This is a genomic window from Vreelandella halophila (genome assembly GCF_009856365.1).
Taxonomy (GTDB): domain Bacteria; phylum Pseudomonadota; class Gammaproteobacteria; order Pseudomonadales; family Oleiphilaceae; genus Halospina; species Halospina utahensis_B.
Window position 1 is genome coordinate 148746 of sequence record NZ_WMEX01000005.1, and the last position, 18113, is coordinate 166858.

Annotated in this window: 13 protein-coding genes; 4 read left to right on the plus strand and 9 right to left on the minus strand. The window is 63.4% G+C overall.

What is annotated here, in order from left to right; translation table 11 throughout:
• Positions 1–93 precede the first annotated feature (93 nt).
• The 6 genes from GLW01_RS10370 to trpE all read right to left on the minus strand — a co-directional run bounded on the left by GLW01_RS10370 (position 94) and on the right by trpE (position 7979).
• Positions 94–2382 (minus strand): EAL domain-containing protein, encoded by a 2289-nt coding sequence (locus GLW01_RS10370; RefSeq protein WP_160898997.1) that lies wholly within the window; start codon positions 2380–2382, stop codon positions 94–96.
• The gene (locus GLW01_RS10375) at positions 2382–3833 is read right to left on the minus strand and encodes an ATPase domain-containing protein (protein WP_160898998.1); all 1452 of its coding nucleotides are present in this window, start codon (positions 3831–3833) and stop codon (positions 2382–2384) included. The genes GLW01_RS10370 and GLW01_RS10375 overlap by 1 nt, the downstream gene beginning before the upstream one ends.
• Before the next feature lie 205 nt (positions 3834–4038).
• Positions 4039–4845 (minus strand): indole-3-glycerol phosphate synthase TrpC, encoded by an 807-nt coding sequence (gene trpC, locus GLW01_RS10380; RefSeq protein WP_160898999.1) that lies wholly within the window; start codon positions 4843–4845, stop codon positions 4039–4041.
• Positions 4842–5882, minus strand: a complete 1041-nt coding sequence (gene trpD, locus GLW01_RS10385) for an anthranilate phosphoribosyltransferase (protein ID WP_151439867.1) — start codon at positions 5880–5882, stop codon at positions 4842–4844. The genes trpC and trpD overlap by 4 nt, the downstream gene beginning before the upstream one ends.
• Positions 5883–5888: 6 nt before the next feature.
• Entirely contained in the window at positions 5889–6482 is a 594-nt protein-coding gene (locus GLW01_RS10390) for an anthranilate synthase component II (protein WP_160899000.1), read from the minus strand.
• A 15-nt stretch (positions 6483–6497) separates the two neighbouring features.
• Positions 6498–7979, minus strand: coding sequence for an anthranilate synthase component I (gene trpE / locus GLW01_RS10395; protein WP_151439869.1), 1482 nt, complete (start codon positions 7977–7979; stop codon positions 6498–6500).
• Between the two features lie 324 nt (positions 7980–8303).
• On the opposite strand from trpE, the gene GLW01_RS10400 reads away from it, so the two are divergent.
• From GLW01_RS10400 to fhuB, 4 genes are read left to right on the plus strand one after another with little or no spacing between them, the layout of a single operon-like run.
• Positions 8304–9077 (plus strand): siderophore ferric iron reductase, encoded by a 774-nt coding sequence (locus GLW01_RS10400; protein ID WP_160899001.1) that lies wholly within the window; start codon positions 8304–8306, stop codon positions 9075–9077.
• Positions 9058–9828, plus strand: coding sequence for an ABC transporter ATP-binding protein (locus GLW01_RS10405; RefSeq protein WP_160899002.1), 771 nt, complete (start codon positions 9058–9060; stop codon positions 9826–9828). Before GLW01_RS10400 ends, GLW01_RS10405 begins: the two co-directional genes overlap by 20 nt.
• A gap of 18 nt (positions 9829–9846) precedes the next feature.
• Positions 9847–10764 (plus strand): iron-siderophore ABC transporter substrate-binding protein, encoded by a 918-nt coding sequence (locus GLW01_RS10410; protein WP_151439872.1) that lies wholly within the window; start codon positions 9847–9849, stop codon positions 10762–10764.
• Positions 10764–12737 (plus strand): Fe(3+)-hydroxamate ABC transporter permease FhuB, encoded by a 1974-nt coding sequence (gene fhuB, locus GLW01_RS10415; RefSeq protein WP_160899003.1) that lies wholly within the window; start codon positions 10764–10766, stop codon positions 12735–12737. Before GLW01_RS10410 ends, fhuB begins: the two co-directional genes overlap by 1 nt.
• Positions 12738–12828: 91 nt before the next feature.
• Here fhuB and GLW01_RS10420 read toward each other — a convergent pair whose 3' ends face one another.
• From GLW01_RS10420 to GLW01_RS10430, 3 genes are all read right to left on the minus strand, one after another.
• Positions 12829–14970: a TonB-dependent receptor gene (locus GLW01_RS10420; protein WP_160899004.1), complete on the minus strand. Its 2142-nt coding sequence runs from the start codon at positions 14968–14970 to the stop codon at positions 12829–12831.
• Positions 14971–15043: 73 nt separating this feature from the next.
• Entirely contained in the window at positions 15044–16387 is a 1344-nt protein-coding gene (locus tag GLW01_RS10425; protein WP_160899005.1) for a lysine N(6)-hydroxylase/L-ornithine N(5)-oxygenase family protein, read from the minus strand.
• Positions 16384–18102, minus strand: a complete 1719-nt coding sequence (locus GLW01_RS10430; protein ID WP_160899006.1) for an IucA/IucC family protein — start codon at positions 18100–18102, stop codon at positions 16384–16386. Before GLW01_RS10430 ends, GLW01_RS10425 begins: the two co-directional genes overlap by 4 nt.
• Positions 18103–18113 lie beyond the last annotated feature (11 nt).

The following is an 18113-nucleotide window of genomic DNA, read 5'->3' on the forward strand; positions in this document are numbered from 1 at the left end:
AGTGTCTCGTCCCCTGATAGTAACCCAGCTGGTGGACGCCGGATAGTGGATTGCGGTCTCATTATAGAGCCTCGACCAGCTCCCCCGGCTGGCTCAAAGAAAGGTTCCCCGGAACTCCGCGTCCGGTACGGGACGCCCATACCAGAACCCTTGTCCAAAATTGACGCCATGCTCGAGCAGATGCTGATACTGGACTTCGTTTTCAATCCCCTCGGCCACCGTAAGCAACCCGAAGCTCTCAGCCATCTGACGTATGATCGCGACCATGGCTGCCCCCTTCCCGGCCGGATCAATCTGATCGACGAAACTGCGATCAATCTTCAGTGTCTGGATGGGCATGTGCTGAAGCCGGCTCAGTGAGGAGTACCCTGTGCCGAAGTCGTCGATGGCAATTTCGAAGCCGTACTCATTGAGTTTCTCCATCAGCGCCTCGATTGCGGTCGGATCGGCAATCAGCATGCTCTCCGTGAGTTCCAGTGTGATCCAGCTGGGGTCTATGAAGGGATGGACTATCGCATGGAAACGCGCCACGTCCTCCTCAGACTTCAGCTGCTTGAGGCTGAGGTTGACCGACATCTTCAATGCATGACCGGCCTCATGCCAACTCTGTAATTGCCGGGCCGCGGTTTTCAGGATCCAGTCGCCCATGGTCCGGATCAGACCCGTTTCTTCAGCCAGGGGGATAAAGGTCCCCGGGGAGAGCATGCTTCCGTCCTCCTGGGGCCAGCGAACCAGTGCTTCCGCGCCAATGATGCCGAGCCCCTGCATATCGAAAAGCGGCTGGAAGTGCAGTTCGAATTCCTCATGGTCAACCGCATGGCGCAGGCGGCTTTCCAGTGACAGGCGTTGCTGGCGCTGTTGTGAGATTGCCGGCGAATAGAGGTGACTGGTGCCGCCGGTTTTCTTGGCCTCGTACATGGCGGTGTCCGCTGCCTGGATGATGGCGGCCGCGCTTTCCCCATGCTCCGGGCACAGGCTGATGCCGATGCTCGCGTTCAGGTGATGTTCCTTATCCTCGATTACAAAGGGCGTGGTAAGGCTGTCAATAATCCGGGAAGCCAGCTTGCTGGCAAGCTCCTGGAAGGTTTCCGGATCCTGGGGCTTCATGGGCGGGTTGGAGCGAGGGTCATCGAACATCACCGCCAGGAACTCATCGCCGCCCTGGCGAATGACCAGGTCGGAGTCACGAACGGCACCCTGGAGCCGCTGGCTTACCTGCATCAGTACTTCGTCCCCGGCTTCGTGGCCCAGCGCATCGTTGATGATCTTGAAGCCGTCCAGGTCTATGAAAAGAATGGCGGCAGAGGGCGATTCCGTACTGGCCTGCTCGTTCAGAAGACCGTCCAGAAAGCTTGTCAGGTAATGCCGGTTAGGTAGCCCCGTCAGCGCATCGGAAAAGGCCAGATCACGGATTTCCGCGGACTGGAGGTTACGCTCATGCTGGAAGCGGTGCGTGTTCAGGGCGTAGGCCAGGTTGATGCCAAGGCGCTGCAGAAGCTGGCACTCTTCCTGGTCGAAGTGGTTGGTATTATTGGAGCAGATGGCGAGGTACCCGGAGCGCCCAATGTCTACCTGAAGGGGCACAACAATGGCGGACGCCAGTGTCTGGCCGCCTGCCTTGCTGGCCTCCTCCGGGATCAGGTCCTCTGCCTGCAGGTTGTGAATCGGTTTCGGCTTCCCGGTTTCCAGTATCTCTTTTACGGTGGCCCTGTGGTCGTCGCCGGCGTTCCACGCAGTGGCGAGGGGTATAGCACAGTGGGCCCAATCGCCCGCATTGGCATGAACACTGGGAATGCTCTCGCTTTCGGGGTCATCGGGAGACGGGGGAAAGCTGATCCAGGCCAGGTCATAGCCTTCCGCTTCAACGATGCGGTAACAGATCGACTCAAGCAGCGCGGGCTCGCTCTCCGAGCGGACCAGAATCTGGTCGCAGGCGTTGAGAATCTGCAGAGCGCCCACCACGTCGGACAGTTCGCGCCGTGCCTTCTCCTGGGTACGCGATAGCTGGCGCAGGTGCAGCAGGTTGTCGATGCGGGCCAGCAGCTCCATCCGGCTGGTGGGGATGCGAAGAATGTCGTTGATTGTGGCACCAAGTTCCGAATAGGAGCGGACATTGGGATCCCGCTCGGCGTCGGATATCAGCAAGACCGGGAGAATCATCGGTGCACTCTGGTTGCAGAGACGGGCGATCAATGCCTTGTGGCGCTGCAGTGAGGTCCTGTCCACGATGACCAGGTCCGGCTCCTCCCAGGCCGTGCCTTCCTGGCTGTGCTGCAGTGAGTAGTCGTTTCCCATCACCGAGTTGATCAGCCGAACATTGGCGTTATTCTCAATACCTACGGCAATGGTGGGAGCCGCGCTAGCGGGGCTCTGTGCCGGCATCAGTGGCCCCTTTCACGGTCTTCCAGCATCTCCGGCATGCCGGTCAGGATACCGCGCAGGGACGTGAGGGGTTCTCCGACCTTGAGGCCAAAGCGGCTGATTTCAAATTCACGCAGGGTCTTCTCGAAATCACCGGTGCGCTTCTTGAGGACGCCAATGGTTTTTCGTATTTCACCCGAAAGCTCCAGGTAACGGAGCAGTATGATGGTATCCGCGAGGTAGCTGACTTCATGTTCCGTTACCCGCGCTTCCTCACCGGTGATCGAGAAGGTTTCACTGATCAGAAGGACCGTCACGCCCATGTTCACCAGGTAGCGGCAAAGGGCGTGCACACGTTCCTGCAGGTCCTCGCCACGGACCGATTGCCGGTACCCGGACAGACTGTCCAGAAGAACCAGGCGCGCATTGTTTTTCTCCACGTCATGTCGCACGACATTGGCGAACTGGTCGGGGTTGTAATGGAGGGGCTCTATGGACTCGAATCGAAGGTTGCCGGTTTCCGTCATTTGCCGGGCCGGCAGGCCGATGCTGTCGCAGCGCAGGAAGAAAGTGGCCGCCCCCTCGTCAAAGTTATAGATGACGGAGTGCTCACCGCGACTGGCCGCCTCTTTCATGAACTGGGCTGCCATCGTGGTCTTGCCGACGCCGGTCGGCCCCGTTACAAGCGTGACGGTGCCCCGCTCAATGCCGCCGCGGGTGAGCTCATCCAGTTCCGGTACGCCCGAGCCGATGGCATTCAACTCAAAGTGGCGGCCGTGCTCGCCGGGTAACAGGCGTGGGTACAGTGTCAGTCCACGTTCGTGAATACTGTAGTAGTGAGTGCCCTCGACAAAGCCGGAGCCACGCAGTTTCTTGATCTGGCAGAGACGACCATGGGCTTCGTGTTGCAGGTCGATGATGCCGTCACTCAGGAAACTCAGTGCTTCGTCTTCCGTGTTCCGGGTCTGTTCCGAGGTGAAAAGGACCGTTGCCCCGGTACTCGTCAGTTTCCGCAGCATCGACATCACCTGCTTACGGTACTGGAAGGTGTCCGAGGAGAGGTAGCGCATGTGGCTGACGGAGTCGATGAAGATACGGGCCGGCTGCAGTTCCCGGGCGCGCTTGACAATCTGGTCGTGGATGGCGGTTCCCTCGACATCCCAGCTTTCAAGCAGGCTGTAGGTGTCGCCGTCCTCCTCTGCGCCTCCCGGCGAGAGGTCCAGAACCTCCACCCCGTCCAGCGCCAGGTGAAGTCTGGCGGCGTTTTTCCGCAACTGGTCCGCGGTTTCCCCGAGCGTTACGAAGAGGCTTTCCCCCTCCGTTTCCTCAACCAGAAAGTGCATGCCCAGCGTTGTCTTGCCCGAGCCAGGGCCGCCGCTGATCAGGATACTGTGTGTTGGCAGGACGCCACCCTGAAGGACTTCATCAAGTCCCTGAATACCGGTGGCAACTTTGGATACAGCTGATTCCATAGGTTCACCAACGACGAATGGTTTTTTGCGTGCCTTTCAGGCGGGCGCTGACCAGGGGTGGGTGCCGAAACAGCGCGAAACGCATCCATCATTGGTGTCTTTGCGTCCATAGGAAAAGCGTAGGACGACAATATGATCATGTAAACAGTTTGTTATGCGAGGTAATTGTTTCAATAGCAGCAGTGAGTAAGGTCTGATCCGACTGTCAGATAGAGAAGAACAGTTCCCCCAGCCTGTAACCCGGGCTGCCGGCCCGCATGAAGGATTCGCCCACCAGGAAGGCGTGGATGCCGCGTTCGCGCATGGCGTCCACGTCTTTACGGGTGTGGATGCCGCTTTCCGTAATGGTAAGGCGCCCGTCGGGTACGCGCTGGTGGAGGGTCCGGGTGGTGTCCAGGGAGACTTCGAAGGTGTGGAGGTCCCGGTTGTTGATGCCGAGCAGCGGGCTGTCCACTTGCAGTGCCTGGTCGAGCTCCGCCTCATTATGGACCTCCACGAGAACATCCATACCCAGTTCCCGGGCGGTCCCGGCCAGCGCCTGCATCTGGTTCACGGACAGGCAGGCGGCGATCAGCAGGATGCAATCGGCGCCCGCAATGCGGCTCTCGTGGATCTGGTATTCATCCACCATGAAGTCCTTGCGCAGGACGGGCAGGGTGCAGGCTTCACGGGCGGCCAACAGGTCGGCTTCACCGCCCTGGAAGAAGTCCCTGTCGGTCAGGACGGAGAGGCAGGCTGCGCCGTGGGCCTCGTAGTCGCGGGCGATGGCGGCGGGGTCATAGGGGTCGCGAAGCACACCGGCACTGGGCGAGGCCCGCTTGATCTCGGCGATCACCGCTGGATCACCGGCATCGATCCGCCGTTGCAGTGCGGCGGCAAAACCACGCGTGGCGGGCTGTTCCCGCGCTTCGCTCCGGCAGTCCTCGAAAGACAACCGCCGCTGGCGCTCGGCCACTTCCTCATGCTTGCGGGCGACGATGCGTTTGAGAACCGTGGGCGTACCGTCGTTCATTCCGCCTGCTCCATTCGTTGGCTGAGTTCGGCCAGCTGCTCCATGCGTTCCAGGGCACTGCCGTTTTCCATGGCGGCCAGGGCCCTGCGAGCGCCTTCGGTCAGTGATTCCGCCAGGTCGCCGGCATAGAGTGCGGCTCCGGCATTGAGCGCGATCATGTCCCGGGCGACGGCGGCGCGCTCACCCGGACTCGGACTCAGGGCCTCCCGGATCAGGGCCAGGGACTCGGCGGCGTCGGCCACCTGGAGGTCAAAGATCGGCTGGGCCCTGATGCCCATGTCTTCCGGGCGGATATGGTATTCGCTGATCTCACCGTCTTTCAGTTCCGCGACCCGGGTCCGGCTGGCCAGGCTGATCTCGTCCAGCCCGTCCTCGGAGTGGACAATCAGGATATGCTCGCTGCCGAGCCGGCGCAGGACTTCCGCCATGGGCACACAGAGATCGCCGTTGAACACACCGATCACCTGGTGCTTCACGCCCGCCGGGTTGGTCATGGGCCCGAGGATGTTGAACAGGGTGCGGATGCCCAGCTCCCTGCGGGGCCCCACGGCGTGCTTCATGGCCGTGTGGTGGTTGGGGGCGAACATGAAGCCCACGCCCAGCTCGTGCACGCAGCGGGTGATCTGCTCCGGCGTCATGTTCAGTCGCAGCCCGGCCTGGTCGAGCAGGTCTGAGCTGCCGCTGCGCGAGGAAACCGAGCGGTTGCCGTGCTTGGCCACGTTGCCACCGGCCGCGGCGATAACGAAGGTAGCCGCAGTAGAGACGTTGAACAGGTTGGCCCCGTCACCGCCGGTACCGACGATGTCCACCACATTGGGCACATCCAGCGTGACGCCGGTGGCCAGCTCCCGCATGACTTCCACGGCGCCGGTGATCTCGTCGATGGCCTCGCCCTTCATGCGCAGGCCGATCAGGAAGCCACCGATCTGAGCGTCCGTGGCCTCGCCCTGCATGATGGTGCGCATCACAGCCTTCATGTTCTCGGTGCTCAGGTCCTGTCGCTCGGCGACTTTGGCGATGGCGGTCTGGATGTCCATGGTGGTCTAACCCCGGTTCGTCATGTTCAGAAAGTTCTGCAACAGCTCATGGCCGTGGCGCGTCATGATCGACTCCGGGTGGAACTGCACACCCTCGATGGTCAGGGTACGGTGCCTCAGGCCCATCACCTCCTCCATGGAGCCGTCCTCATTCTCGGTCCAGGCCGTGATCTCGAGTTCGCTGTCGGGCCAGTGATCCTTGTCCACCACCAGCGAGTGGTAGCGTGTGGCCTCGAACGGATTCTCCAGCCCGGCGAAAACGCCCTCGCCCCGGTGATGGATCATCGAGGTCTTGCCGTGCATGACCTGGCCGGCACGGATCACCTTGCCGCCGAAGACCTGGCCGATGCACTGGTGACCCAGGCACACGCCCAGAAGCGGGATGCGACCGGCAAAGCGGCGCACCACCTCCAGCGAGATGCCGGCCTCGTCCGGTGAACAGGGGCCGGGGGAGATCACGATTCGCTCGGGGGCCATGGCCTCGATCTCGTCGAGGCTGATGGTGTCGTTGCGGTGGACCTCCACGTCGGCGCCCAGTTCGCCCAGGTACTGGACCACGTTGTAGGTGAAGGAGTCGTAGTTATCGATCATCAGCAGCATGGTGTCTCCCTCGCCTCAGTGGTCGAAGTCGGTCAGGGCCATGTCGGCGGCCCGGAAGATGGCGCGACCCTTGTTCTGGGTCTCCTTCCATTCAAGGCGCGGCACGGAATCCGCCACCACACCGGCACCCGCCTGGATATGCAGGGTCTCATCCCTGATGACCGCGGTACGGATGGCGATGGCCGTGTCCATGTTGCCGCTCCAGGAGAGGTAGCCCACGGCGCCGCCGTATACGCCGCGCTTGACCGGTTCGAGCTCGTCCAGGATCTCCATGGCGCGGATCTTGGGGGCGCCGCTGAGCGTGCCCGCCGGCAGTGTGGCGCGCAGCACGTCCATGCAGGAGAGGCCCTCGCGCAGCTTGCCGGTGACGTTGGAGACGATGTGCATGACGTGGGAGTAGCGCTCGACCGTCATGGTGTCCGTGAGCGTCACCGAGCCGGTTTCGGTCACACGGCCGATATCGTTGCGACCCAGGTCGATCAGCATCAGGTGTTCGGCGCGTTCCTTGGGGTCGGCCAGCAACTCCCGTTCCAGCGCCTCGTCTTCTTCGCGGCTGGCGCCGCGCTTGCGGGTGCCGGCGATGGGGCGCACCGTCACTTCCTCATCCTCGACCCGCGCCAGGATCTCCGGCGAGGAGCCCACGATGTGGAAGTCCTTCAGGTTGAGGAAGTACATGTAGGGCGAGGGATTGAGGCAGCGCAGAGCACGGTACAGATTCAGCGGTGGGGCTTCGAAGGCCACGGACATGCGTCGTGAGAGTACGGTCTGCATGACGTCGCCGGCCAACACGTATTCCCGGATCTTCTCCACCGCCGCTTCGAAGTCGGTCTGGGTGAAGTCCGAGTGGAAGTCACGCTCCTCGATGCGATTGCCGGTGGCCTCGGAAACCGGGCTGGTGACACGGGTTTCGCGCAACCGTTTTTCCAGTTCATCCAGCCGCTGAACGGCCGCTTCATAGCTTCCGGCGCTTGCCGGGCTGGCCTGGACGATCAGGTGGAGCTTGCCGCGCAGGTTATCGAACACCACCACTTCGTCGGAAACCATCAGCAGGACATCCGGTGTGCCCAGCTCGTCCGGCGGTACGCTGTCCCGCAGCCGGGGCTCGATGAAGCGCACCGTGTCATAGCCGAAGTAACCCACCAGGCCGCCGTTGAAGCGCGGCATGTCCGGCAGGTCCGGGGAGTGGTAACGGGCCTGGAAGGCCTCGATGTAGGCCAGCGGATCCTCGGCGGTGAGCGAGTCGATTACGCCATCGTCGGATTCGTGCACGATCTCATGGCCGTTCACCCGTACCCGTTCGCGGGCTGGCAGGCCGATGATGGAATAACGGCCCCACTTCTCGCCGCCCTGGACGGACTCCAGCAGGTAGGAATAGGGGCCATCGGCCAGTTTGAGATAGGTGCTCAGTGGGGTGTCGAGATCCGCATACACTTCCCGGTGGACGGGGATGCGGTTATAGCCTTCGCCGGCATAGGCGTCGAACTGTTCGGGCGTCATGGATCTGTCCTGAAAAAAGCATGGGCGTTGTGGAATCGTGGCGTCGGCCACGGGCGCTCAGTGGTGGCGGTTCACCATCGCCAGCGCGGGTTCGCCCAGCGTGCGGGGTGCACGATCAGAGTTGCTTCTTTCAGTCCGGCGGTCACGGCCGCTCTCCCGATGGTTGGAATAACGGTCTCAGGTTAGCGAAGAGGCTCCTGGGAAGCAACCGTCGTCATCCGCTCTCCACAAATGATACGGATTCGTATTTGCGCTATTTCTCCCGGGACTGCACAATGGCACGGAGTTTTGTCCACCCGGTCTCCGGACCCGCGAGTGCGGTTTATGCAGGCATCGGATCATTGTGAACAATCGGCTTTCCTTGCGCTTGCGGCTCGGGTTCACCCGGGGCTCAACGGCGCAGCGGCGCCGTCTGCGGAACCGGGCCTTGAGCACGGTGCTGACAATGCCCGGGTGATCGACGCGATTCACAGTGTCTGGGCGGAGGCCTATCCAGAAGCCGGGGAGCCGTATTCCTCGGTGCGAACCTGGACGCTTCTGATGTGGCAGCCCGTGTTCCTCTCGGTCCTGGGCGTGCATGGCCATGGCGTCGTGGTCCCGGTTGATCGGCTATGGCAGAGAGTCGAAGAGGGCATCGTTGCGGGTTTCAGGCTGCAGGAACACTGGCCTGTCGCGCCGGCTGTGGAGGAGGATCTCATCAGGGACGCCACGGCAGGGCTGCTCAGGGTTCGGGATGCGCTTCTCGAGGATCTGAGGCGTGTTGCCCGGATCAAGCCACTGACAGCCAACCGCCTGATGGCGGATATTCTGTTGCTTGCCCTGCAGCGCCTGGCGATGGTCGAAACCGGATTCAGCAACGAGCGCCTGCAGTTACTGGGTGAGGCATGGCTTGCGGCAACCGGATTGCGCCACCAGAGCCGGTATCTGCCCCTGCAGCTCCAGAACGAACGGGAAGTGCTGGGGCTGGAGCGCCGCGCCTGCTGTATGCATTACCGGCGGGATGACGGCTGTTACTGCTCGTCCTGCCCCAAGCTGGCGCGTTCGGAGCGGGAGAGGCGCCAACTGGAGGAGTTGAGTCATGAAGCTGTCGCTGTCTGATATCCGGGTTCACCGTGACGGGCGAACGATACTCGGCCTGGAGGAACTGACCCTGCGTGACGGCGAGTTCACCGCCATCCTCGGTCACAATGGTTCCGGCAAGTCCACCCTGATGCAGCTTATGGCGCGGCAGATGAGACCGGACGAAGGCGAGATCCGGCTGGACGGGGAACCATTGGCGCGCTATGGCCAGCGGGATCTTGCCCGGCGCCTGGCCTTCCTGCCCCAGCAGCTCCCGGAAGTGGCGGGTCTGGATGTGCGCGAGCTGGTGCGCCTGGGGCGATTCCCGTGGCGGGGGCTGGTGCGGCGCTGGCAGAGCGGGGATGCAGCGGCCGTGGACTGGGCCCTGGAACAGACTGGCATGGCGGACTACGCCACGCACCTGGTTGACGAGCTTTCCGGTGGTGAACGCCAGCGTGCCTGGATCGCCATGCTGCTGGCGCAGGAAGCCCCCATGCTGTTGCTGGATGAGCCCACCTCCGCGCTGGACCTTTCCCACCAGTACGAGTCCATGACGCTCCTGCGCAACCTTAACCGTTCGGCGGGGCGCGGGGTCGTTGTGATTCTCCACGATGTGAACCTGGCAGCCCGCTACGCCGATCGCGTGATCGCGCTCAAGCACGGGGAGGTGGCGTTCGACGGCACGCCCGAGGCCATGCTGTCGCCGCATCTGCTCACCACCCTCTACGGTATTGATATCAACCTGATCCCCCAGCCCGGCACACAGCGGCCGGTTGCGGTGGTCGCCTGACAGGAGTCATCGTCACCCATGGTTCTGCAACTGAAACAGCAGCTGGTTCTGGTCGTCGCTCTTTGCCTGACCCTCACCGCCCAGGCGGAGATCACCGTTACGGACAGCCGGGGCCAACAGAGCTTTGAGTCGGTGCCCGAGCGGGTGGTGGCCCTGAACTGGTCCATGGCGGAGAATCTGGTGGAGCTCGGCGTTACCCCGGTGGGCGTGGCGGACGTGGCCGGTTACCGCAAGTGGGTCGTACAGCCGGAACTGCCGGAGTCGGTGGTCAACGTTGGTAAGCGCTCGGAACCGAACATGGAGCGGATCGCGTCGCTGGATCCGGACGTGATCATCCTCTCCACGGACCAGTCCGGATTGGCCGAAAAGATGAGCCGGGTTGCGCCGGTCCTGTTCTTTGACGCCTTCCGCAAGGATCACAGTAATGCGGAAAAGGCCCGGGAAATCTTCCTGGAGCTGGGACGCCTGTTGGAACGCGAGGAGCAGGCGCAGCATCAGCTCGACATGCTGGAGGCCCGGTTTATCTGGCTGCGTGGCCGGATCCGTGACCATTTCGGGGATACGCTGCCGGAGGTGACCAGTGTGGGCTTTGCCAGCCCGACCGTGGTCCGGGTGTTTGGCCGGAACGGCATGCCGTGGTATGCGCTCCGCCAGCTGGGCCTTGAGTCCGCCATGCCGCAGCCGCGCAGCCAATGGGGGCAGACCCAGAGGGAAGTGGCTGACCTGAAACGGCTCAACAGGGAGGATGTGCTGCTGTACTTCAAGCCCACGGTCCTGGCGGGGGATCTCCTTGAGAAACCGCTCTGGAATGCGCTGCCGGTGGTGGAGGCCGGACGTGTGGCGCCAGTGGCACCCAGCTGGGTCTACGGCGGCGCCATGTCGCTGCGCTACCTGGCCGAGAATATGACGGACGCATTGCTGACCATTGAACCCTGATGCTGCCCCGGTATGCGGTCGGGGCGGGCCTGGTTCTCGCCCTTGGGGTGGTCCACCTCCAGCTGGATAACGAACTTCCCCTCGCCGCCCAGTGGCAGTTGGTCACGGGGGGCGAACCCGGCGGGTTCGAGGAGGTCCGTTACTATTATGCGGCCCTTCCCAGGGTCATCCTTGCCGTGCTGGTAGGGGCGGTTCTGGGCACTGTTGGCAGTCTTCTCCAGCAGGTCACCCGCAACCCCCTGGTCTCGCCCCTGACGATTGGGGCTTCTTCCGGTGCCTGGCTGGCGCTGGTGTGTGCCAGTGTCTGGCTGCCCGCGCTGGCGGTGGATGAGCGTGCGCTTGTCGCCATGGTCGGGGCTGCGATTTCCGTGGGGCTGGTGTTGATCATCGCGGGGCGCAATGGCATCAGCGGCCTCCCCGTGATCCTTGCGGGCATGGCGACCCACCTGCTGATGGGGGCCGCGGCTTCCGCGATCATCCTCCTGAACCAGGAGGCCGCGCAGGGCGTCTTCATCTGGGGCACCGGCAACCTGACGCAGAATGACTGGAACTGGGTGCAGTGGCTCTGGCCCCGGCTCCTGGTCCTGCCGCTGATCCTGATGCTGGCGCCCAGGCCGCTCACACTGATGCGCCTGGGCGAGGCCGGAGCGCGGGGGCGTGGCTTCAGTTACGGCCCTGTTCTGGTTGTTCTGCTCATTGGGGCGCTCTGGATCCTGGCCACCAGTATCACAGCGGTCGGGATCATTGGCTTCCTGGGGCTGATCGCGCCCAATATCGCCCGCTCGATGGGCGCGCGCCGTGCCGGCGATGAATTGTGCACCAGCGCGCTCCTGGGCGCCATGCTCCTGCTGGCCACGGATTCCCTGGCCCAGGCCGCCGGGGACTGGTTCGGTGAACTGATCCCCAGCGGCACCGCTGCCGCCCTGGTTGGTGCGCCTGCCCTGGTGATCTTTGCCCACAACAAGCTCAGCCATGGCGACCAGACGGCACTGAGTCTTCCGCACGGGGCACGCCGCACCACCTGGATGACATGGGGGCTGGCCGTCGGCGTGCTGCTCGCGCTGGTCCTGCTAACCCTCACCTATACGCCGGAAGCCTCCGGCCCGGCTTTCAGTCTGCCCTTTGCCTGGCCCTCGGACCTGGTGTGGTCCCTGCGTGCCCCGCGCCTTCTGACCGCCTCGGCGGCGGGAATCGGCATGGCCGTTGCTGGCCTCATCCTGCAGCGGCTGATCCGCAACCCATTGGCCAGCCCCGACATCCTGGGCATGTCCGCGGGCGCTACCCTGGCGCTGGTGATCTTTACCCTCTGGACGGGCACCTCCATCTACCAGGCCGGCCCCGGTGTGGCCTTCCTGGGCAGCCTGGTGGTGCTGGCGGTGCTGCTCGTGATCGGGCGGCGCTCCCACTACGCACCGGGGATCGTGATCCTGGTGGGCATTTCCCTCGCGGCGCTGATGGAGGCGCTGGTGCATTTTGTCCTGGCTCAGGGCACCCAGAGCGCGCACATCATCCTGGGCTGGCTCTCCGGTTCCACCTACCGGGCGTCCGCCGACAGGTCCCTCATGCTGGCGGCTGGCGTGGCGGCGCTGGTTCTTCTGGTGCTGGTATTCAACCGCTGGCTGACCCTGATCTCCATCGGCGATCCAATGGCCCGTGCCCGCGGGGTCAATGTGGCCCGCGCCCGGCTGGTCCTGCTTCTGGTCGTCTGCGCGCTCTGTGCGCTGGTGACCGCGCTCATGGGGCCGGTGGCCTTCGTGGGCCTGTTGGCACCGCATGTGGCAGCCCTTCTGGGAGCAAGGCGGGTTCTTCCCCAACTGGTGTTGGCGGCCATGGTGGGAATGGGGCTGATGACGCTCTCCGACTGGCTGGGGCGGACGCTGCTGTACCCGGACCAGTTACCGGCCGGCCTGATGGCGGCGTTGCTCGGCGGAAGCTACTTCATCTTTCTGCTGACGCGGCGGCGTCTGGGGTAGAAACCAGGACGTAGAGCTGAGATGGGACGGGTAGCTGTCCGGCCCGAAGCTGGTACAGCTATGGAGCCGGACTTGATGTCGTAGGAAAGGGTCAGTAGGTCAGGCTGTATTCCATCGAATAGGCGCGCCCACGGCCCGCGACGGTCCGGGTGTTGAGGTTGAAAGCCTGGGAGACGGGAACGATGTACTGCTCGTCGAACAGGTTGCTGATTCCCACGTTAAGCTGGCCCGGGCCAAGATCCACGCCGCCAGTCACGTCAACCAGGGTGAATCCCTCAACGTCGCCATTGGCGTAGCCTTGGTCGCCGAACTCGTCGCGGTCGAACAGGTGCTTCGCCTGCGCACGGACAGACCAGGTACCGGTTGGTGCATATTCCGTATAGGCGGTTATCTCGGGGTTGCTGATCCGCGTCCCGGGCAGGTCACTGTCCAGGTCCCCGTCGTTGTCCGTGTCCACGCGACCTTCCTGGTAACTGCCGGTGCCACCGAGCTTCACTGCATCGGTGAGCTGGTAGTCGGCTGTCAGTTCCACTCCGTGTACGCGCTCCTCCTGTTGTAGGAGTTCAAAATTCGGGGGGCCGGTGAAGGTAACGCCCTGGTCAGAGGTGTTCATGAACACGGTCGCGCTTGCCTCGAGACGGTCAAAGCGGCCACGCCAGCCCAGCTCATAGTTCCTCACCACCTGAGGTTCCGGGTCCAGCTGTTCGGCGGAAATATCCTGTGGCTGGTTGCGCAGGGCGCGTCCCACATCGGCAACCGTAAAGCCTTCGCTGAAGTTCAGGAAGGTTTCCTGGTTGTCGGTCAGGAAGTAGACAGCCCCGGCATTGAACAGGGTCTCGTTATAGTCGAGTTCGCCACCCTGAACCGTACCCGGGTTGGCGAGCGCTTCGTCCTGAAAGGTTGGAACGTCCAGCGACACCTGTTCATGGCGCACGCCCCCCTGCAGGAGCCACTGGTCGCCTACCGGCATCTCCAGCTGCACGAAGGGCGCATAGCTGGTTTCCTCGATCATGGGAATGCGGGTACGCCCATCAATAAGGCTCTGGTCGCCCTCCTCCTGTTCAAAGTCCAGCCCATAGACCGCGTTGGCCACACCCATTACGGAGCGGTCATGGCTTACGCGGGCACCGACCCGGTTGACGGTAGCCTGCGACTGGCCCCCGCCTGTCTGGTATCCGTTAAAGAAGCTGAACAGGGTCTCGTAATCCTGGTAGTAGAGCTGGGAGGACAGCGTGCCGCCCAGGGTATTCTCGGCGGTGTGGTCAAGACTGATGTTGAGGTTCTCAGTCAGTGGATCCTTGCCCCGCGGCGACTGGTTGACCGCGTCGAGCTTGGCTCCCTTGCCGGCCGGCGCGCTCGCGTTCGACGTCCTGTCGGCACTGTACTCGGCGTCCTGCTCCCGCTTGTAGTAGTTAACTGCCAGGGTGAGGCGCTGGTCCGGTGTCAGCTGATAGCCGAGCTTGGACTGCGCGTTGTGCTCGGTGGATTCCGAGAGGCTGCCGCCCTGGATCAGTCCATCCGCCGGGATGATGTCGCCGTCACCGTCGTAGAATACGCCGGTCTCGGTCGCGCTCAGGTTGACGCTGTAATCCAGATCGCCGTTGCTGCCGCGAACACCCTGATAGACACGACCGCCGAGACTGTTGCCGTCCTCTTCCTGGCCGCTGACGCCGACCGTGCTCTGGAAGGTCGTGTCCTCTGCGCCTTCGCCGCTCTTGGTGATGAAGTTGATGATGCCGCCGGTGGCGCCAAAGCCATAGTTGGCCACGGCGCCCCGGATGACCTCGACGCGCTCGATGGCTTCAGGCGCGATGGTGCGGACGAACTTGGAGGTCTGTCGGATCGAGGAGTTCTGCGGTACGCCATCGATCATCACGAGAAAGTCACGGCCACGCATCTGCTGGCCAAAGTTGGTCAGGTTCTCGGAGGATGTCCCGAGCCCGGGAACAAGATTGGACAGGATATCGCCCATGTCGTTGTCACTGCTCATCCGAGCCTGTTGCTCGAGCTCCTGGGAGCTGATGACCTGAATAGAGCCCGGCGTTTCGGCCAGTGTGCCCTGGCGGTTACGCGTGGTCGAGATCGTGATGGGGGCCATGTCCATCTGGACCTCCGACCCGGAGCCGCTGTCCTGGGCAAAGGAGAGCGTCGGGCATGCGGTCAGCGCCGTGACCAGGGCAAGCTTGGAGGCACCCAATTGGAATGCCGTTCGTTGAGGGGTTGTTCTGCGCATAGCAAACACTCCTGATTGTCGGGTTACGCGGGTTGGCGAGGTTAACAGATGGCAACACTAATGCAAATGATTATCATATATTATTTTTGAGCATTGCCAGCAGGGAATCCCGGTCAGGCTCCACGGGTTCATTCAGGGTTTCTTCACCGTTCCAGTCGACCAGGTCCACCCTGCCGGTTACCGGGAACAGCGTCTCGCCGGCGAGATGGTTGACGATCCGCGCCGAGCGCCAGCACATCAGGCTCATCTGTGGGTCGGCAATGCCATGGGAATGGCGGCCGGCGTTGACCGCGTAGACATGGCGGTCCGGTGGTCCGTCCCACCGGGCCTGGAAGTCCGAGTCGAGCTTCAGCTGGCCATGCCTGTCCGTTTCCAGTCTCTGCCTGAGGTCGCCGGAGAGGTAGTCCGGAAGTCGTGACTCGAAGCCGGTGCACAGGATCACCCGGTCCGCCTGGATGTGTTCCCGGCCACCATTGAGACCGTTATGGAACGCCAGCCGGTAGGGGGCCGGCCCCGTCATGGCTTCCAGGGTCCGGTGCGGCTGCAGCACCACCCGGGGGGAGTGACCACCGGCTATACGGTGCTCATAGAGGCGTTGATAGAGCGCCTCCAGAGTGTCGGAGGATATGCCGTCCGAGGCTAGCTTCTGGTTCCGCACCAGGGCAAGCCGCTGCTCCTCCGGCAGGCCGTGGAAGGTGTCCACATAGGCCGGCGTGAAATAGTCGTTGGTGAACGGGGTTTCATCCAGGGGGTCGAAGTTCGGCCTGCGGGAGAGCCAGTGGATGCGCTCCGGGCGGCCCCAGTCACCCTGCAGCAGGCTCAGTACCACTTCCGCCCCTGACTGGCCGCCGCCAACGACGGTCACGCACTGACCCGCCACATCGGGCTGTCTCAGTGTCAGCTCCATGTTGTGGAAGCAGTCATCGCCTCGCCATGGTCGGCAGGATTCCGGGATGGCCGGGATTTTTCCGGTCCCCAGGCACAGGTTACGGGCCCGGATCGGTTCCGCGTCTTCCTGGAGGTGAACATGGAAAAGATCCCCGTCGAAATCGACGTGCCGGATGTTGTGGCCGAAATGCAGGTTGTCGAGCCCTTCCGCCACCCAGGCCATGTAGTCCGCGAATTCGGCGCGGCTGACCGCGGGCAGGTCGGCATTCATGAAGGTATAGAACCGACCGTTCTGGACGAGGTAGTTCAGGAAGCTGTTCGGGCTCCAGGGCGCCACCCCGGTGACCAGGTCCTTGAGGTAGGAAGTCTGCAAGCGGACGCCCGGCAGCATCATCCCCGGATGCCAGTTGAACTGGGGCTTGCGGTCGAAAAAGGCCGTGCGCAGCTGCGGGACTTCCCGCAGCAGGGCGGCGATACTCAGGTTGAACGGGCCGATGCCCAGTCCGGCGAGATCCAGTGGCTTGTTCATGGCGTCTCTCCTGTCAGCAGGGGATTGCTCAGCGGCACACCCAGGTCGGCACTGGGGCGTTCGGCATGGTCCTCGTAGCCGAGCCGGAACCGCACCCGGTTGACGCAGACCCGCTCCAGGGTCGGGCGCAGCAGAGGGAACAGCTGGAAGCGCTCGTCCAGTTCCGGGTGGCGTTGCTGGTAGGCACGGAGGCGCTCGGCCAGAAGGCTGTAGAAGCGGGTCTCCGGAAAACCCATCTCGTCTTCCAGCAAGGGTGAGATGAACCGCAGGGTGGTGACGAAATGGCCGGTGATGAGGTCATGCACCAGGTATTCCGGGGGCAGGCGCGTCAGCCCTTCCAGAAGATGCGCCGGCATGCCCGCTTGTTCCGGCATCGGCTGGTCCACGCAACGCAGGTCGCCGTGGAAATCCTTGAGGGCCAGGCGTTGGGGAATGGCGTCCTTCAGGATCAGGCCGAGGTTCTGGCCGTGAGCGACGAGTCCGATGCCGTACGCGCACAGCAGGTGGTAGAGCGGTACGGTCACCCGGTCGAACAGGTGTGTGAGCCAGACTTCGGGGCTGAGCCCGGAACGCCGGATCAGGGCCGCGATCAGGGAACGGTCCCGGCCATCGCACTGCATCAGGGTGGCGATCAGCATGGATTGTTCGCCCAGGCCGGTCCTGCCCGTGAGGTTCTCGCGCCAGACCGCTCCCAGCATTTCGTGGTAGCGGTAGGGCGCACCCTCGATCTGCGCCTGCCGGGGGTGGGGGATATGGCTGCCGGCCAGTTCCCTCTGCACCTCCAGGCCGGCACGCGCGAACTCGGGATCCTCCCGACTCCGTTCCCACAGCCACTGGGAGAGTTCCGGCCCCAGGGCGATGGGGCCCGCGGGTATGCCCCGATAGGCGGAGGTGTTCAGCACGGTGAGCGCGAGCTTGAGGTCGCAGTTACCGGGGACGCTGGTGTTGGTCAGGGTCCGTAACGACTGCTGCGGCTGGAACCAGTGGCCATGCACACCCAGATCCCGGATGAGCCCGCGGGCCAGCGCCTCGCCGTATTGGGCCTGCAGGCGGTGGTCCCACTGCCAGGGATGAACAGGGAGCAGGGGCCAGTGCCCGGCCGCGCCGGAGCCCCTGACCAGTGCCGCGTGTTCCCCGTGTTCAAGGCACTGCTCCAGCGGCGGGGTGCCCACATGGGTGCCGCCCAGCGAGGGCGCTACGGCCAGCCAGCGCAACTGGAAACGGTTGCCCGCCTCCGGGCTGTAGGCCTCGAGGTCCGCCTGGCTCCACCCCATGCGGCCCCGGTTGGCCAGCAGTTTTGGATGGCTGTCCAGCAGCCCTTCCAGCTCTGTGGCGGGAAGGTCCAGCATCTGCTCGGCAGTGAAGCGGGCAAGCCGTTCCTGCTGAAGTCGGTCCCCGGCCAGGGTGTTCTGCAGCTCTTCCAGGAAATTAGCGAGCACAATGTCGGTCATGCCCAGGGCGTGCTGGGCATCGATCACCAGCTGGGTCGCATCCGTTGCGGGGCGGTCGTTCCGGGTGAGGCTTTCCGGCACCACCCGCAACCACCCCCAACAGCTGTAGCGGGCGCGGAAGCCGTAGTCATGCCCCCGCAGGGCCAGTCGATAGCGCCCATTGCCGGCGGGTTCCGGCGAGAGGCACCCCTCGTAACTGGTTTCACCGATGATCTTGGCCATCAGCCTCTGGTTGATCTGGTTCCAGAGCGTTTCTGCTTCCATTGCGGGTCCCC

What these genes read in the sequence shown, in the direction of transcription:
- GLW01_RS10370 (WP_160898997.1), bottom strand. Translation starts at nt 2,382, where the DNA reads ATGCCGGCACAGAGCCCCGCTAGCGCGGCTCCCACCATTGCCGTAGGT.
- GLW01_RS10375 (WP_160898998.1), bottom strand. Translation starts at nt 3,833, where the DNA reads ATGGAATCAGCTGTATCCAAAGTTGCCACCGGTATTCAGGGACTTGAT.
- trpC (WP_160898999.1), bottom strand. Translation starts at nt 4,845, where the DNA reads ATGAACGACGGTACGCCCACGGTTCTCAAACGCATCGTCGCCCGCAAG.
- trpD (WP_151439867.1), bottom strand. Translation starts at nt 5,882, where the DNA reads ATGGACATCCAGACCGCCATCGCCAAAGTCGCCGAGCGACAGGACCTG.
- GLW01_RS10390 (WP_160899000.1), bottom strand. Translation starts at nt 6,482, where the DNA reads ATGCTGCTGATGATCGATAACTACGACTCCTTCACCTACAACGTGGTC.
- trpE (WP_151439869.1), bottom strand. Translation starts at nt 7,979, where the DNA reads ATGACGCCCGAACAGTTCGACGCCTATGCCGGCGAAGGCTATAACCGC.
- GLW01_RS10400 (WP_160899001.1), top strand. Translation starts at nt 8,304, where the DNA reads ATGCAGGCATCGGATCATTGTGAACAATCGGCTTTCCTTGCGCTTGCG.
- GLW01_RS10405 (WP_160899002.1), top strand. Translation starts at nt 9,058, where the DNA reads ATGAAGCTGTCGCTGTCTGATATCCGGGTTCACCGTGACGGGCGAACG.
- GLW01_RS10410 (WP_151439872.1), top strand. Translation starts at nt 9,847, where the DNA reads ATGGTTCTGCAACTGAAACAGCAGCTGGTTCTGGTCGTCGCTCTTTGC.
- fhuB (WP_160899003.1), top strand. Translation starts at nt 10,764, where the DNA reads ATGCTGCCCCGGTATGCGGTCGGGGCGGGCCTGGTTCTCGCCCTTGGG.
- GLW01_RS10420 (WP_160899004.1), bottom strand. Translation starts at nt 14,970, where the DNA reads ATGCGCAGAACAACCCCTCAACGAACGGCATTCCAATTGGGTGCCTCC.
- GLW01_RS10425 (WP_160899005.1), bottom strand. Translation starts at nt 16,387, where the DNA reads ATGAACAAGCCACTGGATCTCGCCGGACTGGGCATCGGCCCGTTCAAC.
- GLW01_RS10430 (WP_160899006.1), bottom strand. Translation starts at nt 18,102, where the DNA reads ATGGAAGCAGAAACGCTCTGGAACCAGATCAACCAGAGGCTGATGGCC.